Below are 19,324 nucleotides of genomic sequence, written 5' to 3' on the forward strand. Positions count from 1 at the left end.
CCACGGGGCGTAGAATGGTCGGCCTCCACGATCTGACCGAAGTGCTGCCATGTCCCTCGATCCCGCCCTGCGTTCCCGCATCGATACGCTGCTGCAATCCAACCGCGTGGTCCTCTTCATGAAAGGCCAGCCCGGCATGCCACAGTGCGGCTTCTCGGCCAAGGCCATCGGCGTGCTGGACGGCCTGGGCATCGACTATGCCCACGTCAACGTGCTGGCCGACCAGGAAATCCGCGAAGGCATCAAGGCCTACGGCGACTGGCCGACCATTCCGCAGCTGTATGTGGATGGCCAGCTGATCGGCGGCAGCGACATCATCGTGCAGATGGCCGACAGCGGCGAGCTGAGCAGCATGCTCGGCCTGCAGGCGCCGGACCGCAGCCCGCCCAAGATCACCATCACCCCGGCTGCGGTCGAGATGCTCAAGGGTGCGCTGGCCGATGCGCCGGATGCCTCGCTGACGCTGGCCATCGATGCCAATTTCCAGCCGAACTTCCAGCTGGCGCCAACCAACCCGAACGCTATCGCCGCCGAGTCCAACGGGCTGCGCGTGCAGTTCGACTTGGCCAGCGCGCGTCGCGCCGACGGCATCACCATCGACTGGGTGGACGACATCCGTGGCCGCGGCCTGGCCATCGACAACCCCAACGCGCCCAAGCCGGTGCAGGAGCTGTCGGTGCGCGATGCCGACGACCGGCTCAAGGCCGGTACGCTGACCCTGGTGGACGTGCGCCCGGCCGATGAGCGTGCGCTGGCCACGGTGGCAGCGCCGTTCCGCACCCTGGACGCACACGAGCGCCTGGAGATCGAGCAACTGCCCAAGGACACCCCGCTGGCGTTCCTGTGCCACCGCGGCGGGCGCAGCCTGCAAGCGGCCGAGCATTTCCGCGGCCTGGGCTTCACCAACGTCTACAACGTGACCGGCGGCATTGATGCCTGGTCGGACGCGGTGGACAACGGCGTGCCCAAGTACTGAGCACGCCGGGTGGCCACGCACGGCCGCCGTGACACCCGAACGGGCGCTCCATGGAGCGTCCGTTTTTTCATGCCTCCCATCACAAGGACACCGATGCGCATGCACTGCCGATTGCTTTCCCTCGCCCTCACCGCCCTGCTGCCGCTGGCCGCGCACGCCGCCGCACCGCCGCGCGCGGTGATGCTGGTGCAGACCTACGACACCCAGCCGGCGGATGAGCCGTTCGAATACGTGCCGGTGTGGTTGGGCCGTGGTGTGGTGCAGGAAGCCACCATGCCGCGCTCGCTGATCGGCCAGCCGTTGCAGCTGTTCGATGCAGGCGTCTCCACCGGCGCAGTGCGCCTGACCGCATTGAGCGTGGACGACAACAGCATGTGCGGCGGCACCGCGCGCCTGCGCTTCAAAGGGGCGACATCGCCGACCAGGCCGGTCTTGCTGTCGTCGGTAGACCTCAACCCGGGCCAGCGCTTTGCCACGCGCGCGGCCACGCCGAGCGAGCAGACCGAGCTGCTTCGCCTGCTTGGTGAGAGCGCGCAGCTGCGGCAGAAGGTCAAGCCGGCGGCATTGAACAAGGCGTTGGCGGCATTTGCGGCAGACCGTGCCAACGACGCCGCGTCGCTACAGATCTTCACCGATGCGCGCGCACCGCAACGCCGCGTGGCAGTGCTCACCCAGAGCCACCCCACCCAGACCGGCAACACCGAAAGCCCCACCGGCGTGCTCACGGTGTTCGCCCTGCTGGAGCACACCGGCCAACGCTGGCAGCTACGCCAGGGCAACGCCGAGAATGGCTGCGACGACTGCGAAGGCCTGCCACGCATTACGCACTTGCTGCAGTTCGGCGACATCGACGGCAATGGCACGCTGGACTTCGTGCTGTCCGACAGCGGTTATGAAACCTACGGTTTCTATCTACTACTGGGCGAGGGCGACCGCTGGCAGAGCGAGACCTTGATGGGCGGCTGCTGAGGCATCGAAGGCGTGCAGGGAGGCGCCTGTCGATGCATGAAAACGCCTGATTGGCTTGGGCGCACGCAGATCAGCCCTGCGTGCGTCCATCCACGCGATTGCGTTGAGGTGCAGACAACGCGATCTGCCCAGTCATCAACATCTCTCAGAATCGGCTGGGCGCGCACGCATCAACACTGCGTGCGCCCACGCATGCGAGTGCTCGCAGATCCAGACGCACGCGACCCGGGCAGTCAACACTGTCTTCAGTGCCTGCGCGCAGATGCCAAGCTCGCCGTCATACCCAATGGGGGCAGCCCGCGCCGCACTCATCAACGGCCTAACCGGCAAACCCACCTTCGTCGAGAAACTGCTGCTCTTCGACAGTGGTTTCGCGCCCCAGCACGGCATTGCGATGCGGGAAACGACCGAAGCGCTGAATGATCTGCTGGTGCTCCAGCGCATAGCGCGTGGTCTCGGCCTCGCCGAGCGCAGTGATCAATGTCACCGAGCGTGCCTGCTCCTGCAACTCCTCCGCATGCTCGAATGGCAGATAGAAGAACAGGCGCAATTGCGCTGACACCTGCTGGTCGAAGCCGCGTGCAATGGCCTGCTTGGCGTAGAACAGTGCCAAGCCGTCGGTGGCATAGGCGTGCGCACTGCCCCGGAACGCGTTGCGCGGAATCTGGTCGAGCAGCAACAACAAGGCCAGCGCATCTTCGGCGCGGGTCATCCAATCGGCGTACTCGCCCCGTGCCGCGGCGAAATGCTGCTCGCTGAAATGCTGGCGCACGTTGGCGTCGAAGGCGTCGTTGCGGGTGAACCAGCGCGCCTCGCCGGCCAGTTCCCAGAAAGCCAGCACCACATCGGCCTGTTTGTTGCGTTCGGTTTTGGCAATCATCGACATTCTCCCCCATGAATACGGCACAGCATGCGCCTGCAGGCGTGATGAGCCCGCTGCGCTGCGACCATCAGCACTTGGCAAGCGCGCCGCCGGCCGCTAGGTTTGCGCAGACGTCTTTCGTTCCACCGGGGAAATCCATGCGTTCCATCCTGTTCGCCGCGCTCGGCGCGGCTGTGCTGTGCGGGCCTGCCGCGGCCGCGTCGCGTTTTGTCGAAGACCCGTACCCCAGCACCTACCACGCGCTCGCCTCTGGCCCAGTGCTGATCCAGCATGCCACCGTGCTCACCGGCACCGGCCAGCGCCTGGACGATGCCGACGTACTGCTGCGCGACGGCAAGGTGGCCGCGGTCGGCCGTGGCCTGGAGGTGCCCGCCGACGCGCGCCGCATCGACGGCAGCGGCAAGTGGGTGACGCCGGGCATCATCGACGTGCACTCGCACCTGGGCGTGTACCCCAGCCCGGGCGTCAGCGCGCACAGCGACGGCAACGAAATGACCGCCCCGGTCACCCCGAACGTGTGGGCGGAACATTCGGTGTGGCCGCAGGACCCGGGCTTCGGCACGGCACTGGCTGGCGGCATCACCTCGCTGCAGGTGCTGCCCGGTTCGGCCAATCTGATTGGTGGCCGTGGCGTCACGCTCAAGAACGTGGCGGCCACCACCTACCAGGGCATGAAATTCCCCGGTGCGCCGTGGGGCCTGAAGATGGCCTGCGGCGAAAACCCCAAGCGCGTGTATGGCGAGAAAGGCGGCCCGGCCACGCGCATGGGCAACGTCGCCGGCTACCGCGCGGCCTTCATCGACGCGGCCGAGTACTTGAACAAGAACGCGCCCAAGAAGAGCGATAAGAAGCGCCACTGGTGGAGCGACGGCGGCGACAACGACAGCAGCGGCGATGCCGGTGGCAAGCGCGATCTCAAGCTGGACACGCTGGCCGGTGCCATCAACGGCGACATCCGCGTGCACATCCACTGCTACCGCGCCGATGAAATGGCCACCATGCTGGATCTGGCCAAGGAGTTCGGCTTCCACATCGCCGCGTTCCATCACGGTGTGGAAGCCTACAAGCTGGCCGACCGGTTGGCGCAGGAAAACGTCTGCGGCGCGCTGTGGGCCGATTGGTGGGGCTTCAAGATGGAAGCCTTCGACGGCATCCAGGAAAACATCGCCATCGTCGATCGCCCGGCCAACAGCTGCGCCATCGTGCATTCGGATTCGGAAGAAGGCATTCAGCGGCTCAATCAGGAAGCGGCGAAGGTGATTGCCAACGCGCGCCGCGCCGGCATGGAGATTCCGCCCGAACGCGCCATCCGCTGGCTCACCAGCAACGCCGCCAAGGCGCTGGGCATCGAGCAACAGACCGGTGCGCTGGAGCCGGGCAAGATGGGCGATATGGTGGTGTGGAACGGCAACCCCTTCAGTTCCTACGCACTGGCCGAGCAGGTGTATATCGACGGCGCGCAGGTGTACGACCGCCACGACCGCAGGTTGCAACCGGTCTCCGACTTCATGCTGGGCCAGGAGGTGGCACGATGAGCCGCGCCATGTTCCGCCGCCCGCGCCTGCGTGCGTTGTCCGCAGTGGTGCTGGCTGCGCTGGCATTGCCGGCAGTTGCGCAGCAGGTGCTGATTCGCGGCGCCACCGTGCACACCGCAACCAGCCAGGGCACGTTGCGCAATACCGATGTGCTGGTGCAGGGCGGCGTGATTCGCGCCATCGGTACTGGCCTGGCCGTGCCCACCGACGGCCGCGTGGTCGAAGCCAAGGGCCGCCCGCTGACGCCGGCCCTGTTTGGCGGCATCACCGAGATCGGTATCGAAGAAGTGTCTGGCGAAGCCGCCACCGTGGACAGCGGCGTCAAGCTGACCGAGCAGCCGATGCGCCCGGAATTCGACGTCACCCTGGCCTACAACCCGGACTCGGTGCTGATCCCGGTGGCACGCGTGGAAGGCATCGGCTTCACCGCGCTCGGGGCGACCACCAGCGGCGCGTTCATCGCCGGCCAAGGCGGCATCGTGCGCCTGGATGGCGGCCCGGATCCGGTCGGCCCGCATGCCTTGTTCATTCGTCTGGGTGCGGCCGCCTCGGACCTGACCGGCAGCTCACGCGCCGCGCAGTGGATGCTGCTCGATCAGCTGGTGGCCGAAGCACGCGGGCGCGTGTCGGCAGACTCGCCGCATGCCTTGCTGACCCCGGTTGGCCGCAGCGTGCTGGCCAACTATCTGGCCGGCCAGGGCCGCATCGTGGTCCAGGTGGAACGGGCTGCGGACATCCGCCAGCTGCTGCGCTGGGCGCAGCGCGAGAAGGTGCGCATTGCCATTGCCGGCGGCACCGAAGCGTGGAAGCTCGCCCCGCAGCTGGCGCAGGCCAAGGTGCCGGTGCTGGTGGATGCGTTGGCGGATCTGCCTTCCACCTTCGACCAGATCGGCGCCACGCTGGAAAACGCCGCACGCCTGCGCGCGGCCGGCGTGGAGGTGAGCTTCACCCAGAGCGGCGATGCCTCGCACAACGCGCGCAAGCTGCGTCAGCTGGCCGGTAATGCCGTGGCCAATGGCCTGCCGTGGGACTCCGGCCTGGCTGGGCTGACCCGCGTGCCGGCGGAAATCTTTGGCGTGGGTGATCGTATCGGCAGCATTGCGGTGGGCAAGCAGGCCGACCTGGTGCTGTGGGACGGCGACCCGCTGGATGTGGCGCATTACGCCGAACAGGTCTGGATGGGCGGGTGCGACATGCCGATGCGCTCGCGCCAGACCGATCTGCGCGACCGCTATCTGCAGCAGGCCGGCCCGTTGCCACGCGCCTACCAACGCTGAGCTGCGCGGCGCAGACGGCTGCGTCGCTGACAGTGGTCGCAGTACACCGTAAGCGCCGCATCGCGGCGCCGCGCAGTGCAACATACTGCAAGCATCGCGAAGCACTCCACCGTCGCAGGCAGCACGCCTGCGACACCTCATCGCAAAGGATTGCCCATGCGCCTGATGCGCACACTGCCGTTGTCGTTGTTGCTGCTGCCGCTGCTGGCCAGCGCCCAATCCGGCTGGATCGATACGCAAGGCCAACCGATTCCCAATTCCTCCAGCCGCAAGGCGGTGCAGGACCTGGGCGCCAGCCTGCTGCTGACCCCCGATGCGGACTGGCAACAGAAATGGAATACGCCCAGCGACACCACACCGCACTTCAATGAGGTGGATCACCTCGCTACCGGCGAGGTGTTGTTCATGCTGATCCTGCTCTCCAACCCGGGCCTGGATGCGCAGCGGCATACCGACGTGGTGTGCAACATCCGCATCATCGACCCGACCGGGCACCTCGTGCAGGACACCACCGATACGCCCTGCCTGCAGGGCGAACTCAGCGGCGACCCACGCAATGTGTACATGGCTCAGGCTAGCCTGCATGTGGAAGCCGAAGCCGACGACCCGCCGGGCCGCTGGCAGGTACAGGTCACCGTCAATGACCGCCAGCGCGGGGTCAGCATTCCGCTCAGCACCAGCTTCACCATCGGCCGCAAACGCGCCGCAGAGACTGCCCGATGAGCAGCATGCCGCGACGGACCCGCGCCGCCTACCTACTCATCGCGGCGGCCATCTTCTTGACCGAAGTGGCCATCGCCGCCGGCTGGATCGGCGGGCCATGGGTGCGCGGCAGCCTGGGCGACGTGTTGGCGGTGGCGTTGGTGTATTGCGGCCTGCGCGGTGTGTTCGCCTGCCCGCCGCGGTGGGCAGGCGTGCTGGCGATTGCCATCGGCATGCTGATCGAAGGGCTGCAGGCCGTGCACCTGGCCGACCGGCTTGGTCTGCGCCCCGGCAGCGCCGCTTACATCGCACTTGGCAACACCGCCACGCTGCACGACCTGGTGATGTATCTGATCGGCGGGCTGCTTGCCTACGGCTGCGACGTATTGCTGCGTCGCCGTGTCATGCGTGCATCGCATCATGCAGCGCAGCAGTGAGTCACTTTTTCTGGAGACACGAATGGCCGGTTCGATGACCACGGCGCTGACACGCATCACCGCCCTCTGTACGCTGCTTGCGCTGGCCGGCTGTGAGCGTGCGCCCGCGCCTGCTCCCGCACCATCGCCTTCGGCAGCGACGCCGACCACATCGGCGACCAGTGCGCCGGCAACACCCGCCGCAGCAGCAACGCCAGTCGAAGGCGCATCGCTCGCGCTGGGCTGCGCGGAAGGCGACGACCCCGCGCAGGAAGCCAGTGCCATCGCCGCACGCGGTGGCGGCATGGTGCAACGGGTGTCCGCGCATCGCCTGCAGGTCACCACGCCGGCCGGCGTGCAGGTCTTTGCCGACACCGCGCCCTTCGACGAACCGCTGGAGGGCGAGGACTACCGCTTTTGTGATCGGCGCGATGACTACCTGCTGCTGCAGCATCGCGACGGCGGCACCTTCGCCGGCACCTTGATCGACGCACGCACCGGCACGCAGACGCCGGGCGGCCTGCGCGTGGTGATCGCGCCAGACCACAGCCGCTATCTGGCCACCGCGCAGCCCGATGGCATGGATGGCGAGGAGTGGCAGGTGCTGAGCATCGGCGGAAAGCAGCTTGCGTCCACGACCAATGCCTTGCTCAGCGACGACGCTGCCGAGCCCGGCATCATCGCCACGCTGGACGCACCGCAGTGGAGCACCGCGCAGCAGCTGCGGGCCACTGCCACCTGCCTGAGCGATGAGACGCAGCAGTGGCAGGTGCGCCTGGTCGAGCAGGCCGGCCGCTGGCAATGGCAGCCACGTCGCGACTGCGCGAGCGCGCCCACGGAGCAATGACATGTTCCAGGGCAGCACGACGGGGTCGATTCAACAGCGTGTCCTGCAGCAGGCGCCCGCCAATCTGCAACGCGGCCTGGAAACGGTGGGCGGGCGGCTGATCCTGACCGCCGATGCGCTGCACTTCCAGCCGCATGCCTTCAATATCCAGACCCAGTCACTGACCATCATGCTGCTGCAGATCGCATCGCTGCAGTTGTGCTGGACGCGCCTGCTCGGCTTGCTGCCGCTGGCACCCAATTCGCTGGCGGTGCAGCTGGCCGATGGCAGCGAGCACCGCTTCGTGCTTGGCAAACGCGACCAGTGGATGCGCGCCATCCAGGCGGCCTGCGATGCAAAGCGCCAGGCCGCCACACCGCCGCCATTGCCGTAGCCTCACCGCCGGTTCTGCGCAGCCGGCGGCCTGCGCGCCAAGCGGCGATGCATGCCGGTCGCACCGCGAGCGTGACCTGCACTGCGCTTCGCGTACCGGGCGTGAACCCAGCGCACGCTCCTGGGCTGCGGTTATCGCCGCTGCAGCCGCGCCCGCCTAGCATCGCGCATCGGCGCACCGCGCCTTGCTCGTTACGGAGATCGACATGCATCGCATCCCGCTGCGCACGCTGGCCTGTGCGCTTGTGCTCTACGCCGGCGTCGTCGTGCCCGCATCCGCCGCCTTCGGCATCACCCGCAGTGGCGACCGCATCGTGGTGGATACCGGCGCCGAACTGCTGTTTTCGGTCAATGCCAGCAACGGCGATCTCGTGTCGATGCGCTACCGCGGCAACGAACTGCAGACCACCGAATCCAAGGGCTCGCATATCGCCTCCGGGCTAGGCACCGCCAGCGTGGAGGCGCGCGTGGTGGGCGGTGCCATCGTGGTCACGGCCAAGGCCGGCGACCTCACCCAGTACTACATCGCGCGCAAGGGCCGTAATGCCATCTACATGGCCACCTCCGCGCCCAGCTTGCTACCGGTGGGCGAGCTGCGCTTCATCGCCCGCTTGAACGTGGCCAAGCTGCCGAACGCGTTGCAGGAACCGGATTCCAGCGTCGGCACTGCGATTGAAGGCGAAGACGTGTTCCTGCTGCCGGATGGGCGGACCAGCTCCAAGTTCTACTCGGCCCGGCGCATGCTCGAAGACCCGTTGCACGGCGTGAGCGGCGGATTGCACGGCGTGTACGGCCTGTTGTTCACCGACGGCGGTGCGCCTTCCTCAGCACAGACCAGCACCGACTTCATCGATGCCAGCCTGGGCTTGAGCGGCTACCTGGCCGCGGACGGGCGCGGCACGCTTGCCGGGCGCGTGAGCGGCGTGCTGGCGGGGCAGCCGGCAGTGGTCGGCTTGCGCAACGCTCAGGCGCAATACTGGGCCACGGCCACTGGCAGCGGCGACTACCAGATCAGCGGCGTACGCCCGGGCCGCTACCGCATGACGCTGTATCAACACGAGCTGGAGGTGGCGCAACGCGATGTCGAGGTGTTTGCCGGCGCCACCGCACAGGCCGCGCTGCAGGCGGTGAGCTTGCCCGGCGCGGTGAAGTGGCAGATCGGCGTTCCCGATGGCACGCCCGGCGGCTTCCAGTACGCGGACCTGCTGCCGCGCGCGCATCCGTCCGATGCGCGCATGCGCTGGGCACCGGTCACCTACACGGTGGGATCAAGCAGCGTGGGCAGCTTTCCGGCGGTGCAGTGGCGCGGGATCAACACGCCCACGCAGATCGTGTTTAGCTTGAGCAGCAGCGAAGTGCGCAGCTATCGCCTGCGCATCTTCGTGCCGTTGGCGCAGGTCAGTGCGCGCCCGCAGATCACCGTCAACGCACGCTGGAACGGCCCCGTCCCCGCTGCACCGAATCAACCCAAGACGCGCGGCATCACCCGTGGCACCACACGCGGCAACAACACGCTGTATGAAGTGGATATCCCAGCGACGGCGCTGCAGGCCGGCAGCAACCGGATCGCCATCAGCCTGGCCTCGGGGTCGCCGGACAATGGCTTCCTCAGCCCGGCCATCGTCTACGACAGCGTGCAGCTGGTCGCACCGTAATCACGCCACGTGCGGGTGCCCGCATAGCGCACGGCAGAACGCGTGGTGTGCGGTGCACTGCATCAGTTGGCGGATGCCACCGCCAAGCGACGCGCTAGCGCTGCGGTAACTTCTAATGCATCGTCCACCACTTGCAGATACAAGGCGTTGCTGTAGCGGCCATCGCCATTGCGCACGGCCTGCACTCTGTCCGGAAAGGTCTTGATGCGCGCCGCCTGCAGGGCATGTCGGAATGAGCGACCTGCGCCTGCGTATGTTTGCACGTGTCCTCCAATGAGTTATGGACGACGTGCTTACTGCTGCACACGTAGTGGCAGGCGATACGCCGATCAATCTATCCAGTAAGCCCTCATCAAGGTGAGCATCCACATGCGGCTTCACGCGCACGGCATGACTGCGCGAGCTGCGCCACGCTAGCGCGCAGCAAAAAGCGCGGCACACCCATGGGGTGTACCGCGCCTTGGATTACTGCGTCTACCTAGCAGTGATCAACACCGCCCGGGCCAGCACCGCCCGCGCCAGCCGCAACTATGCAGCCGCGCTGATCGCCGCTGTTACTTGGCGTCCATCGTGGCGCTGACCTTGGCCCAGCCATTGCCGCGCACCACTTCGAAACCGGCTTCGGCCGCATGCAAATACATGCTGTTGTTGTAGCGGCCATCCTTCGAGCGGTTGGTCTGCAACCAGTTGAGGAACGGCTTGGCATCCACGTTGAGGCTGCCGCTGGTCTTCAGCGTGGCCTGCCCTGCGGTTCCGGTCGGGATGAAGGTGTAGACGTAATAGCCCGCACCGGAGTTGAAGCCTTCCCACAGATCAAAGGTGCGCCCGCCAGCGGTGATCACCTTGCTCGCGGTCAGCGTGCCGATCGGCCAGGAGTTGTGGTCGCCCCAGATCATCACTTCCAGCTGCGGATTGCCTTTGGCCGTATCCCAGCGGAAGAAGATGTCGTAGGCGAAATCGCCCGCCAGGTTGGTGCCACCTGCGCTGTAGCTGAACTTCATCGGGATCGAGCTGATCGAGGAGATCTGCTTCGGAAACAACGTGTCGCTGGTGGGGTTCCAGTCGTAATGCCAGCCGCGCACGATCGCCGGATACCCGTAGAGGTTGTAGTCGGCGAAGTTGAAGGTAACGGTGAGCTCCGGCGTGCTGCCGGTGCCGAACGTGCCCTGGATGATGTTGTTGGGGTCGTTGAAGTTGTTTACCCACGCGTAGTGGTTGCCGAAGATCTTGTACGGCCCGGCCAGCGCGACCGGCGCCAGCGCCACCAGCCCGAGGGTCAGGGCGGCCTTCCACCAGCGCGAGGCACGCCGCCGTGTGGTGGGCGCCTGCGCAGTGGCCTGGTCGAGGATGCGATGTTGAGTCTGCTGCATGTGGTGTCTCCCTTGGATTCAGCGCGCGACGCCACCGTTGCGGCGTCGGGACCGCTGCCTGGCAGCGATCGCAGCGGGACCCTAGCAGCGCCGCGTCACTAGGAGCTATAGCGAAACCTGGGGGCCAGCAGATGCCCGCACGATAGCGGGCGCTACCCGGCAATCGGGGCGTGCGCCCGTCCTCAGTTCGTCGTCGGCATGCTGCCGTGCCAGCGCATCCCAGTCAGGTGGCGGCGGCCTTGGTGAGGGCGATTGCTGCGTTGCCACATCGGGCGACGGCGCACTGGCGCCGTGCAGTGCCTGGACAGGTGCTGTGCTCAGCGTGCCTGGGCCATCCCGCAGACCCCGGCGACGCTGCCGCCGAACCCGTCCCCACACGCCTTCCGACCAATGCCCTTCGCCTCGCGCCCGATTTGCGATAGCGTTCACATCCAGAGACGACGCAACAGCCGGAGGGGGCGACGATGCGCATCGGAATCGTGGTGGACAGTGCGTGCGACTTGCCGCAGGACTTCATCCAACGCAACAACGTCATCGTGCTGCCAATCAGCGTGCGTATCGGCGAAGCCGTGCTGGCAGACCATCGCGATGAGGAAGCCACCTTGAGCTTCCTGCACGCGCACGTGGCCGAGCGCGGCCATGAGGCAGAGACCACGCCGTTTTCGGTCAACCAGATCCGCGACCTGTTCCTGCAGCGGCTGGTCATCGATTACGACCACGTGTTCTGCCTGACCATCTCCAAGCTGCGCAGCCAGATCTTCGACAACGCCACCCAGGCGAGCTTTGCGATTCTCAACGACTACAAGCCGGTGCGGCAGGCGGCCGGGCACACCTCGCCGTTCGCGCTGCGGGTGATCGACACGCTGAACCTGTTCGCAGGCCAGGGCATCACTGCGGTGGAAGCGGTACGCCTGCGTGCGCAAGGCCTGGGCGTGGCGCCGATCCGCGCCCGGCTCGAGCAATTGGCCGAGCACACCTATGGCTACATGATTCCGCGCGATCTCTACTACCTGCGTGCGCGTGCGCGCACCAAGGGCGATCGCAGCGTGGGTCTGATCGGCGCAGCGCTGGGCAGCGCGCTGGACATCAAGCCGGTGCTGCGCGCCTACCGTGGCGTCACCGAGCCGGTGGCCAAGCTCAAGGGCTTCGAACCCTCGGCCGAAAAGCTGTTCGCTTTCACCGTGCGCAAGCTCCGCGAAGGGCTGATGACGCCTACCGTGTGCGTGGGCTATGGCGGCGAACTTGCCGAACTGCACGCGCTGCCGGGCTATGCCGCATTGCAGGCCGCCTGCCAGACGCAGGGCGTGGAGCTGTTCGAGAGCGTGATGAGCCTGACCGGCATGGTCAACGTCGGCAAGGGCGCGTTAGCGGTGGCCTTCGCCGCCGAGCCGCACAGCTTCTCGGCATAGACGTGCGCCTGCACGCCAGCACACGGCAGCAGGCCTCGACGACGCACTCACCGCTGCTGGCATAAGGTGCCCGGCACCTGTCATCCGAGTGTGTGCCCATGCCTGTCAGCTATTCGATCAGCCTGCCCGACCCCAAGCTCGCCCGCGGCAGCGCGCCGGCGGTGAGCTTCAGCGCCAACGGTGCGGAGGCCTTTGCCGAACAGTTGCAGGCTGCCCTGCGCGACCCGGCCTGGTTCGACCGCTGGCGCCAGCTGCAGGCCGACCCGGACGAGGTGGACCCCAGCCTGGGCGTCACCGACCCGGCGGCCACCGTGACCGGCAAGCAGGGCGACCTGCGCATCGACCTGGTGGCCACCACCAGCATCCCCGGCGACCTGCTCAAGCAGCGTATGCAGGCCCTGGCCGGCCATCACTGGGAACTGCGCGACGTCCGTTGACGCGTAGATGACGTGCCGGTTTGCGCGAACGATCGTGTTGCGCAAACCGGTGCGGCCTTCAAGACACTATGGCGCAGCACTACGCACGCCGCAGATCGCATTCCGCTCCAGCATGCGAGCGAAATGACTGACTACTCCTCATCGCCAGCGCGCGTTACCGCTGCAGCACTGCCTTGCCAACGGCCCACCGCGGCCAGCGCCATTTCAGATTCACCGCCAGCGTGCCGCAGACGATCAGGCCCAGGCCCAGCCATTGCACCGGTGCCAGCGCGTGGCCGTACAGCAGGTAATCCAGCAGCAGCGTCACCAGTGGATACACGAAGGCCAGCACCGCAATGGTGGCCACATGCAGATGGCGGTACGACGAATAGAACAGCACGTAGACAATGCCGCTGTGGATCACGCCCAGGCCCACCAGCCAGGCCCAATGCAGGCCCGGATGCAGCGCAGCGCTGCTGGAAAACCCTATAAGCAGCAGCGTCCCGACCCAGCACTGCACGGTGACCACCGCCAACGGCCGCTCACGGCCGATGCGTCGGGACATCAGTAGCGAAGCGCCACAGAGCAGCGCCGCCAGCAGCGTCAGCCCGATGCCCAGCAGATAGCTGCGGTCGGCGGACTGCCACAACCGCAATGGGTCTGCCGAACACGCCACCCCGATGAAGGCAAGCAGCGTCCAGCCCAGATCGGCGCGACGCGTGCGTTCGCCCTGCACCACCGCCGCCAGGATCAGCATCACGAACGGAAACACGTGATACACCATGGTGGCCACACCGATCGACGAGCGCGCCATGCCGGCAAACAGCGCCACCCAGTTCAATACCAGCAGCACGCCGCTGATGGTCGCATCGCGTAGCAGGCGGCGCTCCCGCCATAGCCCACGCAAGTGCCCACCAAGCACCCCGCAGACAGTGAGAAACAGTGCGCCAAACAGGCAGCGGTAAAACACCGCCGTCACAGGGTCCTGGCCGCTTTCATGCACGAAGACGCCAACCGAGCCGATCAACACTTCGGCCAACAGCAGCTGCCAGATTGCGCGGCGCGACGCCGCCACCGGTGGTGCAGCTGCAACGCTCATAGCGTGATCTCCCCACGCAGATACTGCACGGCGCTGCCACGCACGTAGACATGCGCCGGCGTGACACGACACGCCAGCTCACCGCCACGTGCCGAGGCCTGCAGCGCGCGCAGATCGGTCTTTCCAAGCGTGCGCGCCCACAACGGTGCCAGCGCTGCATGGATCGACCCGGTGACAGGGTCCTCCGCTCCGCCATTGGCCGGCCAGAAATAGCGCGACACCAGGTCATGCGTGGTTCCCGGGGCGGTGATGGCCACATCGCGTGGCGCCAACGCCAGCATCTGCGCCAGGTCGGGCACCACGGCACGCACCTGCTGCTCGTCCGCGTACACCGCGATGTAGGCCTGTGCGTTGGCATACACCGCCTGCGGTGCGATCGACAACGCGGCCAGCAGTGGCGCCGGGACCTGCGTGACCAGGGTCGGCAGCTGATTGGGAAAGCACATCTCGAACGTAGCTTCGTCCACCTGCTCCACACCGATCTCACCGACCGCCGGGGCGCGCAGCCGCAACGCAAACGGTGCCAGCTGCTGGCGCGCAATGACGTACGCACTTGCCAGCGTCGCATGGCCGCAGAAGCCGACTTCCTTCAACGGCGAGAACCAACGGATGTCGAAGACGCCGGCGTGATCGCGCACAAAGAACGCGGTTTCCGACAGATTGTTTTCGGCAGCGATCGCCTGCATCACCGGCACCGGTAACCATGCCTGCAATGGCACCACCGCCGCAGGGTTGCCCTTGAAACGCACACACGTAAACGCATCGACCACGAACAGGGAAAGCAGCACGTTGCAACCTCGCCGGAAGACCGGGCAGGTCGCCCGGCACAGCCAGTCTGCGACGCGATGCGCAACCAGGACAGATTCAGATACGCTACAAACAGACCAATACAGATTTGGGCACTGCACCCATGCTGCTTTACGAATCGCTGGCCACACAGCTGCGGCACCAGATCGAGCGCGGCACCCTGCGCGCCGGCGAACGCCTGCCCTCGATCCGCCAGCTGGCCGCCAGCCATGGCATCAGCCCGGCCACCGCCGTGCAGGCTTGCCTGCAACTGGAACGCGAGGGCCGCGTCCAGGCGCGGCCACGTTCCGGCTATTTTGTGCGCGCCGCTGCCGCGCCACTGCCGGCCGCCACGCCCACGCCGCGCCGTCGCGCGCCGGGCGTCATCGCCAATCCCGCCCTGCAGGGCGTGTTCGACCTGCTCGCACGTACCGACCTGGTGCCGCTGCACCTGGCGACGCCTGCGCCCGCGCTACTGCCCGGCGCACAGCTGGCCGCAGCGATGTCGCGCCAGCTACGCCGCCAGCGCACTGCGGCACTGGACTATGCACCTCCACAGGGCCACGCCGCGCTGCGTCGGCAGATCGCGCTGCGGTATGCGCAATGCGGCACCAACGTGGACGCAGACGAAGTGGTGGTCACCGCTGGCGCGATGGAGGCAATCAGCCTGGCGTTACGCACCATCACCACGCCAGGCGATGTGGTGGTGGTGGAGACGCCCACCTACCACGGCATCCTGCAAGCGGTTGCCGCGCTGCGCCTGAAGGTGCTGGAAGTTCCCAACCGTGCAGGTCTGGGCATGGACGCCGCGCATCTGGATGCACTGCTGCAACGCACGCCGGCACGCGCCGCGATCCTGGTGCCCAACTTCAACAATCCGCTAGGCAGCCTTACCCCCGATCACGCCAAGCGCGCCGTAGTGGACAGTTGCGCACGGCATGGCACGGTGGTGATCGAAGACGATATCTACGGCGAATTGGCCTGGTCTGGTCAGCGCCCACGCCCGCTGCGGCAGTTCGACACGCACGCCAACGTCATCACCTGTGGCTCGTTTTCCAAGGTGTTGTCGCCCGGCCTGCGGGTGGGCTGGCTGCTCGGTGGGCCGTGGACCGACGCGCTGGTGCGCGCCAAGTATTTCTCCACCGTCGGCAACGCGAGCCTGCCGCAGCTGGCCCTGGCCGATTACCTGGCGCAACACGATCTGGAGCGGCATCTGCGCAAGCTGCGCCGCACGCTGGCCGACAACGGTCAACGCCTGCGCGATGCGATCGTGCGGCACTGGCCACCCGGCACGCGCATCGGCGAGCCAGCGGGTGGATTGTCGCTGTGGCTGCAGTTGCCCGATGGCGGCAGCGGCCAGACGCTGTTCGAAGCCGCGCTGGCCAAGGGCATCGGCACCTCACCCGGCCAGGTGTATTCCAGCCGCGGCGACTACGCCGACCATCTGCGCCTGACCTGCGGCCAGCCGTGGAGCGAGACACTGGACCGCGCCATGCGGCGGCTGGGGAGGCTGGCCGCGCAACGCCCGCGTTGAATGGCGGGCGTACGCGTTGTTGCCAGAAATCCGGCAAGCGCCTGACCTGCTCGCAGGTACTGCGCGTCGATGGTTGGGAGGTGATCAACGTCGTCCGCAGTCATGAGGCGATGCGCGGCGGGAAGCAAAAGCAAGGGCTCACAGGGCGACAACACTGCGGCATTGCCACCGCATTTAGCAATGGCGCCTTACCGCATCAGCGCGCGCGACACGGCAACCACTACGACACCAAGCACGCCGGCACTGCCTCACTGAGAGCAGCGATCAAAACAACGACGCAACTGCCAGGCGGGAGCTGCGGCCAGTGCTCGGATCGGCATGTACCCGTACCTTCCGATTCCTCCGCACCGTCCGCACCCACCTGACGATTGCTCGCTGCGTCTGTTAACCGCTTTTAGCCTTTCAGCGCGCGCGCATGATGGGCAATATGCTCGCCGATGAAGCTGGCGATGAAGTAATAGCTGTGGTCGTAGCCGGGCTGCAACCGCACGGTGACCGGATAGCCCGCAGTCTTGGCGGCATCTTCGAATAGCTTTGTTTTCAGCTGGTTTTCCAGGAATTCATCGGCATCGCCCTGGTCAATCAGCAGCGGCAGGCGCTCGGCTGCCTGTGCAATCAGTGCTGTGGCGTCGTACGCCTTCCATGCCGCGCGATCGTCGCCCAGGTACTGACCGAAGGCCTTCTCGCCCCACGGCACCTGGCTCGGTGCGACGATCGGCGAAAACGCCGACACGCTGCGATAGCGGCCTGGATTCTTCAAGGCAATGGTCAGCGCGCCGTGCCCGCCCATCGAATGGCCACTGATGGCGCGTGCGCCGGTGGTGGCGAAGCTGGCCTCGATCAATGCCGGCAGTTCGTTCACCACGTAATCGTACATGCGGTAATGCGCGGCCCATGGCTGCTCGGTGGCATCCACGTAGAAGCCGGCACCCTTGCCAATGTCGTAGCCCTCGGCATCGGCGACATCGTCACCGCGCGGGCTGGTATCCGGGGCCACCAGGATCACGCCGTGTTCGGCGGCATAGCGCTGAGCGCCGGCTTTGCTGATGAAGTTCTGCTCGGTGCAGGTCAACCCGCTCAGCCAGTACAGCACTGGCAGGGGGCCGTCAGCTGCCTGCGGCGGCAGATACACGCCCACCTGCATGGCGCAGCCCAAGCTCGTGGAGTGGTGCCGGTAAACGTCTTGCCAGCCGCCGAAGCAGGCACGGTGTTCGATGCGTTCCATGGGATTCCTTGCGAAGAGAAAATCCTGCGGCCGGGATCACCGGCCGCAGGATCGAACCATCAGTGCAACAAGCCCTTGTGACGCGCCACGTTGGTCGACAGCGCATCCATCAGCGCTGGCGACAGGCAGTCGTACGGCGTCAAGCCCAGTTCGGTGAGACGCGCACGCACGCCATCCATCTGGTCCGGCGGCGTGCCGGTTTCGATGATGGACGAGACGAACGCGGCAAAGCCCGGCGGCGACCATCCCGACTGCTGCGACAGCTCGGTATGGATGAAGTCCAGACCATAGAACGCATGGTCCTTGTTCTCGATCCGGCCATACAGATGCACGCCGCAACCGGTACAGGCATGGCGCTGGATCGTCGCGCTTTCGTCGACGATCTTGAGCTTCTCCGGATGCGCGGTCACGGTGACCTTGTCGCGTGGCGCAACCGCCACCACCGAGAACTTGGCGCCTTCCGGCTTCCAGCATTTGCTGCAGCCGCAGGCGTGGTTGTGCGCGCTCTGCGATGCCACGTCCACGGTCACCTTGTCGCTGGCACACAGGCATTGCAGGGTGCCCCCTGCAAAACCTTCGGTACTGCCATGCACAACACCACCATCTACTGCAGGGTGAATCGACACGTTAGCCATCATGCCCCTCCCGGTTACGGGTCCCACGTGCGCGGAAGCGGCCGCGCGCCGCTCCTGGCCGTCCGGTCAGAAATGAATCACGGTGCGGATCGACTTGCCTTCATGCATCAGGTCGAAGGCTTCGTTGATCTGTTCCAGCGGCATGGTGTGGGTGATGAACGGATCCAGATCGATCTCGCCCTTCATCGACTGCTCCACCATGCCCGGCAATTGGGTACGTCCCTTGACGCCGCCGAAGGCCGAGCCGCGCCACACGCGGCCGGTCACCAGCTGGAACGGGCGGGTGCTGATTTCCTGGCCGGCACCGGCCACGCCGATGATGACGCTCTCGCCCCAGCCCTTGTGGCAGCACTCCAGCGCCGAGCGCATCACGTTGACGTTGCCGATGCATTCGAAGCTGAAATCCACGCCGCCATCGGTCAACTCGACGATCACTTCCTGGATCGGCTTGTCGTAATCCTTCGGGTTGATGCAATCGGTGGCGCCCATGCTGCGCGCCAGGTCGAACTTGCCCGGGTTGGTGTCGATGGCCAGGATGCGCCCGGCCTTGGCCTGCACCGCGCCCTGGATCACCGCAAGACCAATACCGCCCAGCCCGAACACGGCCACGCTCTCACCGGGCTTGACCTTGGCGGTGTTGTGCACGGCACCGATACCGGTGGTGACGCCGCAGCCCAGCAGGCAGACTTTTTCCAGCGGCGCTTCCGGATTCACCACGGCCAGCGAGATCTCCGGCACCACGGTGTATTCGCTGAAGGTGCTGCAGCCCATGTAGTGGAAAATCGGCTCGCCGTTGTAGGAGAAGCGCGTTGTGCCATCGGGCATCAAGCCCTTGCCTTGGGTTGCGCGCACGGCCTGGCACAGGTTGGTCTTGCCGGACAGACAGAACTTGCACTTGCGACATTCGGCCGTGTACAGCGGGATCACGTGATCACCGACTTTGACGCTGGTCACACCTTCGCCGATCTGCTCGACGATGCCGCCACCTTCGTGCCCGAGCACCGACGGAAAAATGCCTTCCGGGTCATCCCCTGACAGCGTGAACGCGTCGGTGTGGCAGACGCCGGTGTGGGTGATGCGGACCAGCACTTCGCCGGCCTGCGGCGGTGCCACGTCGATCTCGACGATTTCCAGCGGCTTGCCGGGTCCGAATGCAACTGCTGCACGGGATTTCATGGATGAGTGCTCCTGACGAGGATGTTCGAGGACGGGCGCGGC

General features: G+C 66.3%; 20 protein-coding genes and 1 other RNA gene. 13 read left to right on the forward strand and 8 right to left on the reverse strand.

Annotated features, from left to right (window positions below; genetic code table 11):
• The first annotated feature begins 49 nt into the window (after window positions 1-49).
• Together grxD and ACCQ01_RS18415 are read left to right on the forward strand one after the other, a co-directional pair.
• On the forward strand, window positions 50-976 hold the full coding sequence (grxD, locus tag ACCQ01_RS18410) for a Grx4 family monothiol glutaredoxin (RefSeq protein WP_228431247.1): 927 nt from the start codon (window positions 50-52) through the stop codon (window positions 974-976).
• Window positions 977-1,075: 99 nt separating this feature from the next.
• Window positions 1,076-1,945, forward strand: a complete 870-nt coding sequence (locus tag ACCQ01_RS18415) for a hypothetical protein (RefSeq protein ID WP_228431249.1) — start codon at window positions 1,076-1,078, stop codon at window positions 1,943-1,945.
• Window positions 1,946-2,264: 319 nt separating this feature from the next.
• On the opposite strand, the gene ACCQ01_RS18420 is transcribed toward ACCQ01_RS18415, so the two are convergent.
• Window positions 2,265-2,831 (reverse strand): DUF924 family protein, encoded by a 567-nt coding sequence (locus ACCQ01_RS18420; RefSeq protein WP_175611678.1) that lies wholly within the window; start codon window positions 2,829-2,831, stop codon window positions 2,265-2,267.
• A 134-nt stretch (window positions 2,832-2,965) separates the two neighbouring features.
• Between ACCQ01_RS18420 and ACCQ01_RS18425 the strand changes: the two genes are divergently transcribed.
• The 7 genes from ACCQ01_RS18425 to ACCQ01_RS18455 all read left to right on the forward strand — a co-directional run bounded on the left by ACCQ01_RS18425 (window position 2,966) and on the right by ACCQ01_RS18455 (window position 9,632).
• Window positions 2,966-4,363: an amidohydrolase gene (locus ACCQ01_RS18425; RefSeq protein ID WP_228431251.1), complete on the forward strand. Its 1,398-nt coding sequence runs from the start codon at window positions 2,966-2,968 to the stop codon at window positions 4,361-4,363.
• The gene (locus tag ACCQ01_RS18430; RefSeq protein ID WP_228431253.1) at window positions 4,360-5,640 is read left to right on the forward strand and encodes an amidohydrolase family protein; all 1,281 of its coding nucleotides are present in this window, start codon (window positions 4,360-4,362) and stop codon (window positions 5,638-5,640) included. The genes ACCQ01_RS18425 and ACCQ01_RS18430 overlap by 4 nt, the downstream gene beginning before the upstream one ends.
• Before the next feature lie 156 nt (window positions 5,641-5,796).
• Window positions 5,797-6,363, forward strand: coding sequence for a hypothetical protein (locus tag ACCQ01_RS18435; protein WP_228431255.1), 567 nt, complete (start codon window positions 5,797-5,799; stop codon window positions 6,361-6,363).
• Window positions 6,360-6,779: a ribosomal maturation YjgA family protein gene (locus ACCQ01_RS18440; protein ID WP_115571856.1), complete on the forward strand. Its 420-nt coding sequence runs from the start codon at window positions 6,360-6,362 to the stop codon at window positions 6,777-6,779. Before ACCQ01_RS18435 ends, ACCQ01_RS18440 begins: the two co-directional genes overlap by 4 nt.
• A 22-nt stretch (window positions 6,780-6,801) precedes the next feature.
• Window positions 6,802-7,605 carry a hypothetical protein gene (locus ACCQ01_RS18445; RefSeq protein ID WP_228431257.1) on the forward strand — a complete coding sequence of 268 codons (804 nt, stop codon included), beginning with the start codon at window positions 6,802-6,804 and terminating at the stop codon, window positions 7,603-7,605.
• 1 nt (window position 7,606) lies between these two features.
• Window positions 7,607-7,978: a hypothetical protein gene (locus ACCQ01_RS18450; RefSeq protein WP_192883989.1), complete on the forward strand. Its 372-nt coding sequence runs from the start codon at window positions 7,607-7,609 to the stop codon at window positions 7,976-7,978.
• Between the two features lie 205 nt (window positions 7,979-8,183).
• On the forward strand, window positions 8,184-9,632 hold the full coding sequence (locus tag ACCQ01_RS18455) for a rhamnogalacturonan lyase B N-terminal domain-containing protein (protein WP_228431259.1): 1,449 nt from the start codon (window positions 8,184-8,186) through the stop codon (window positions 9,630-9,632).
• Between the two features lie 62 nt (window positions 9,633-9,694).
• Here ACCQ01_RS18455 and ACCQ01_RS18460 read toward each other — a convergent pair whose 3' ends face one another.
• Entirely contained in the window at window positions 9,695-9,895 is a 201-nt protein-coding gene (locus ACCQ01_RS18460) for a hypothetical protein (protein WP_153065450.1), read from the reverse strand.
• Between the two features lie 291 nt (window positions 9,896-10,186).
• A complete protein-coding gene (locus tag ACCQ01_RS18465) occupies window positions 10,187-11,002 on the reverse strand; it encodes a GH12 family glycosyl hydrolase domain-containing protein (RefSeq protein ID WP_011038479.1) in 816 nt (271 codons plus the stop codon).
• 464 nt (window positions 11,003-11,466) lie between these two features.
• Here ACCQ01_RS18465 and ACCQ01_RS18470 point away from each other — a divergent pair, with 464 nt between their 5' ends.
• Window positions 11,467-12,411, forward strand: a complete 945-nt coding sequence (locus ACCQ01_RS18470; RefSeq protein WP_011038480.1) for a DegV family protein — start codon at window positions 11,467-11,469, stop codon at window positions 12,409-12,411.
• Window positions 12,412-12,509: 98 nt separating this feature from the next.
• Complete coding sequence (locus tag ACCQ01_RS18475) at window positions 12,510-12,848, forward strand: hypothetical protein (RefSeq protein ID WP_016944410.1); 339 nt, start codon at window positions 12,510-12,512, stop codon at window positions 12,846-12,848.
• A 154-nt stretch (window positions 12,849-13,002) separates the two neighbouring features.
• On the opposite strand, the gene ACCQ01_RS18480 is transcribed toward ACCQ01_RS18475, so the two are convergent.
• Window positions 13,003-13,926, reverse strand: a complete 924-nt coding sequence (locus ACCQ01_RS18480) for a DMT family transporter (protein WP_228431261.1) — start codon at window positions 13,924-13,926, stop codon at window positions 13,003-13,005.
• Window positions 13,923-14,714: a PhzF family phenazine biosynthesis protein gene (locus ACCQ01_RS18485; protein WP_228431263.1), complete on the reverse strand. Its 792-nt coding sequence runs from the start codon at window positions 14,712-14,714 to the stop codon at window positions 13,923-13,925. Before ACCQ01_RS18485 ends, ACCQ01_RS18480 begins: the two co-directional genes overlap by 4 nt.
• Before the next feature lie 122 nt (window positions 14,715-14,836).
• Between ACCQ01_RS18485 and ACCQ01_RS18490 the strand changes: the two genes are divergently transcribed.
• Window positions 14,837-16,246, forward strand: coding sequence for an aminotransferase-like domain-containing protein (locus tag ACCQ01_RS18490; protein ID WP_228431265.1), 1,410 nt, complete (start codon window positions 14,837-14,839; stop codon window positions 16,244-16,246).
• Between the two features lie 318 nt (window positions 16,247-16,564).
• A non-coding RNA gene (locus ACCQ01_RS18495) (sX9 sRNA) lies at window positions 16,565-16,636 on the forward strand.
• Between the two features lie 4 nt (window positions 16,637-16,640).
• Here ACCQ01_RS18495 and fghA read toward each other — a convergent pair.
• From fghA to ACCQ01_RS18510, 3 genes are all read right to left on the reverse strand, one after another.
• A complete protein-coding gene (gene fghA, locus ACCQ01_RS18500; RefSeq protein WP_228431267.1) occupies window positions 16,641-17,471 on the reverse strand; it encodes an S-formylglutathione hydrolase in 831 nt (276 codons plus the stop codon).
• Window positions 17,472-17,530: 59 nt separating this feature from the next.
• Entirely contained in the window at window positions 17,531-18,106 is a 576-nt protein-coding gene (gene gfa / locus ACCQ01_RS18505; RefSeq protein ID WP_012437406.1) for an S-(hydroxymethyl)glutathione synthase, read from the reverse strand.
• A 66-nt stretch (window positions 18,107-18,172) separates the two neighbouring features.
• A complete protein-coding gene (locus ACCQ01_RS18510; RefSeq protein WP_042597014.1) occupies window positions 18,173-19,282 on the reverse strand; it encodes an S-(hydroxymethyl)glutathione dehydrogenase/class III alcohol dehydrogenase in 1,110 nt (369 codons plus the stop codon).
• Window positions 19,283-19,324 lie beyond the last annotated feature (42 nt).

It is taken from the genome of Xanthomonas sp. NCPPB 4037, from assembly GCF_041475695.2.
Lineage (GTDB): Bacteria > Pseudomonadota > Gammaproteobacteria > Xanthomonadales > Xanthomonadaceae > Xanthomonas > Xanthomonas campestris.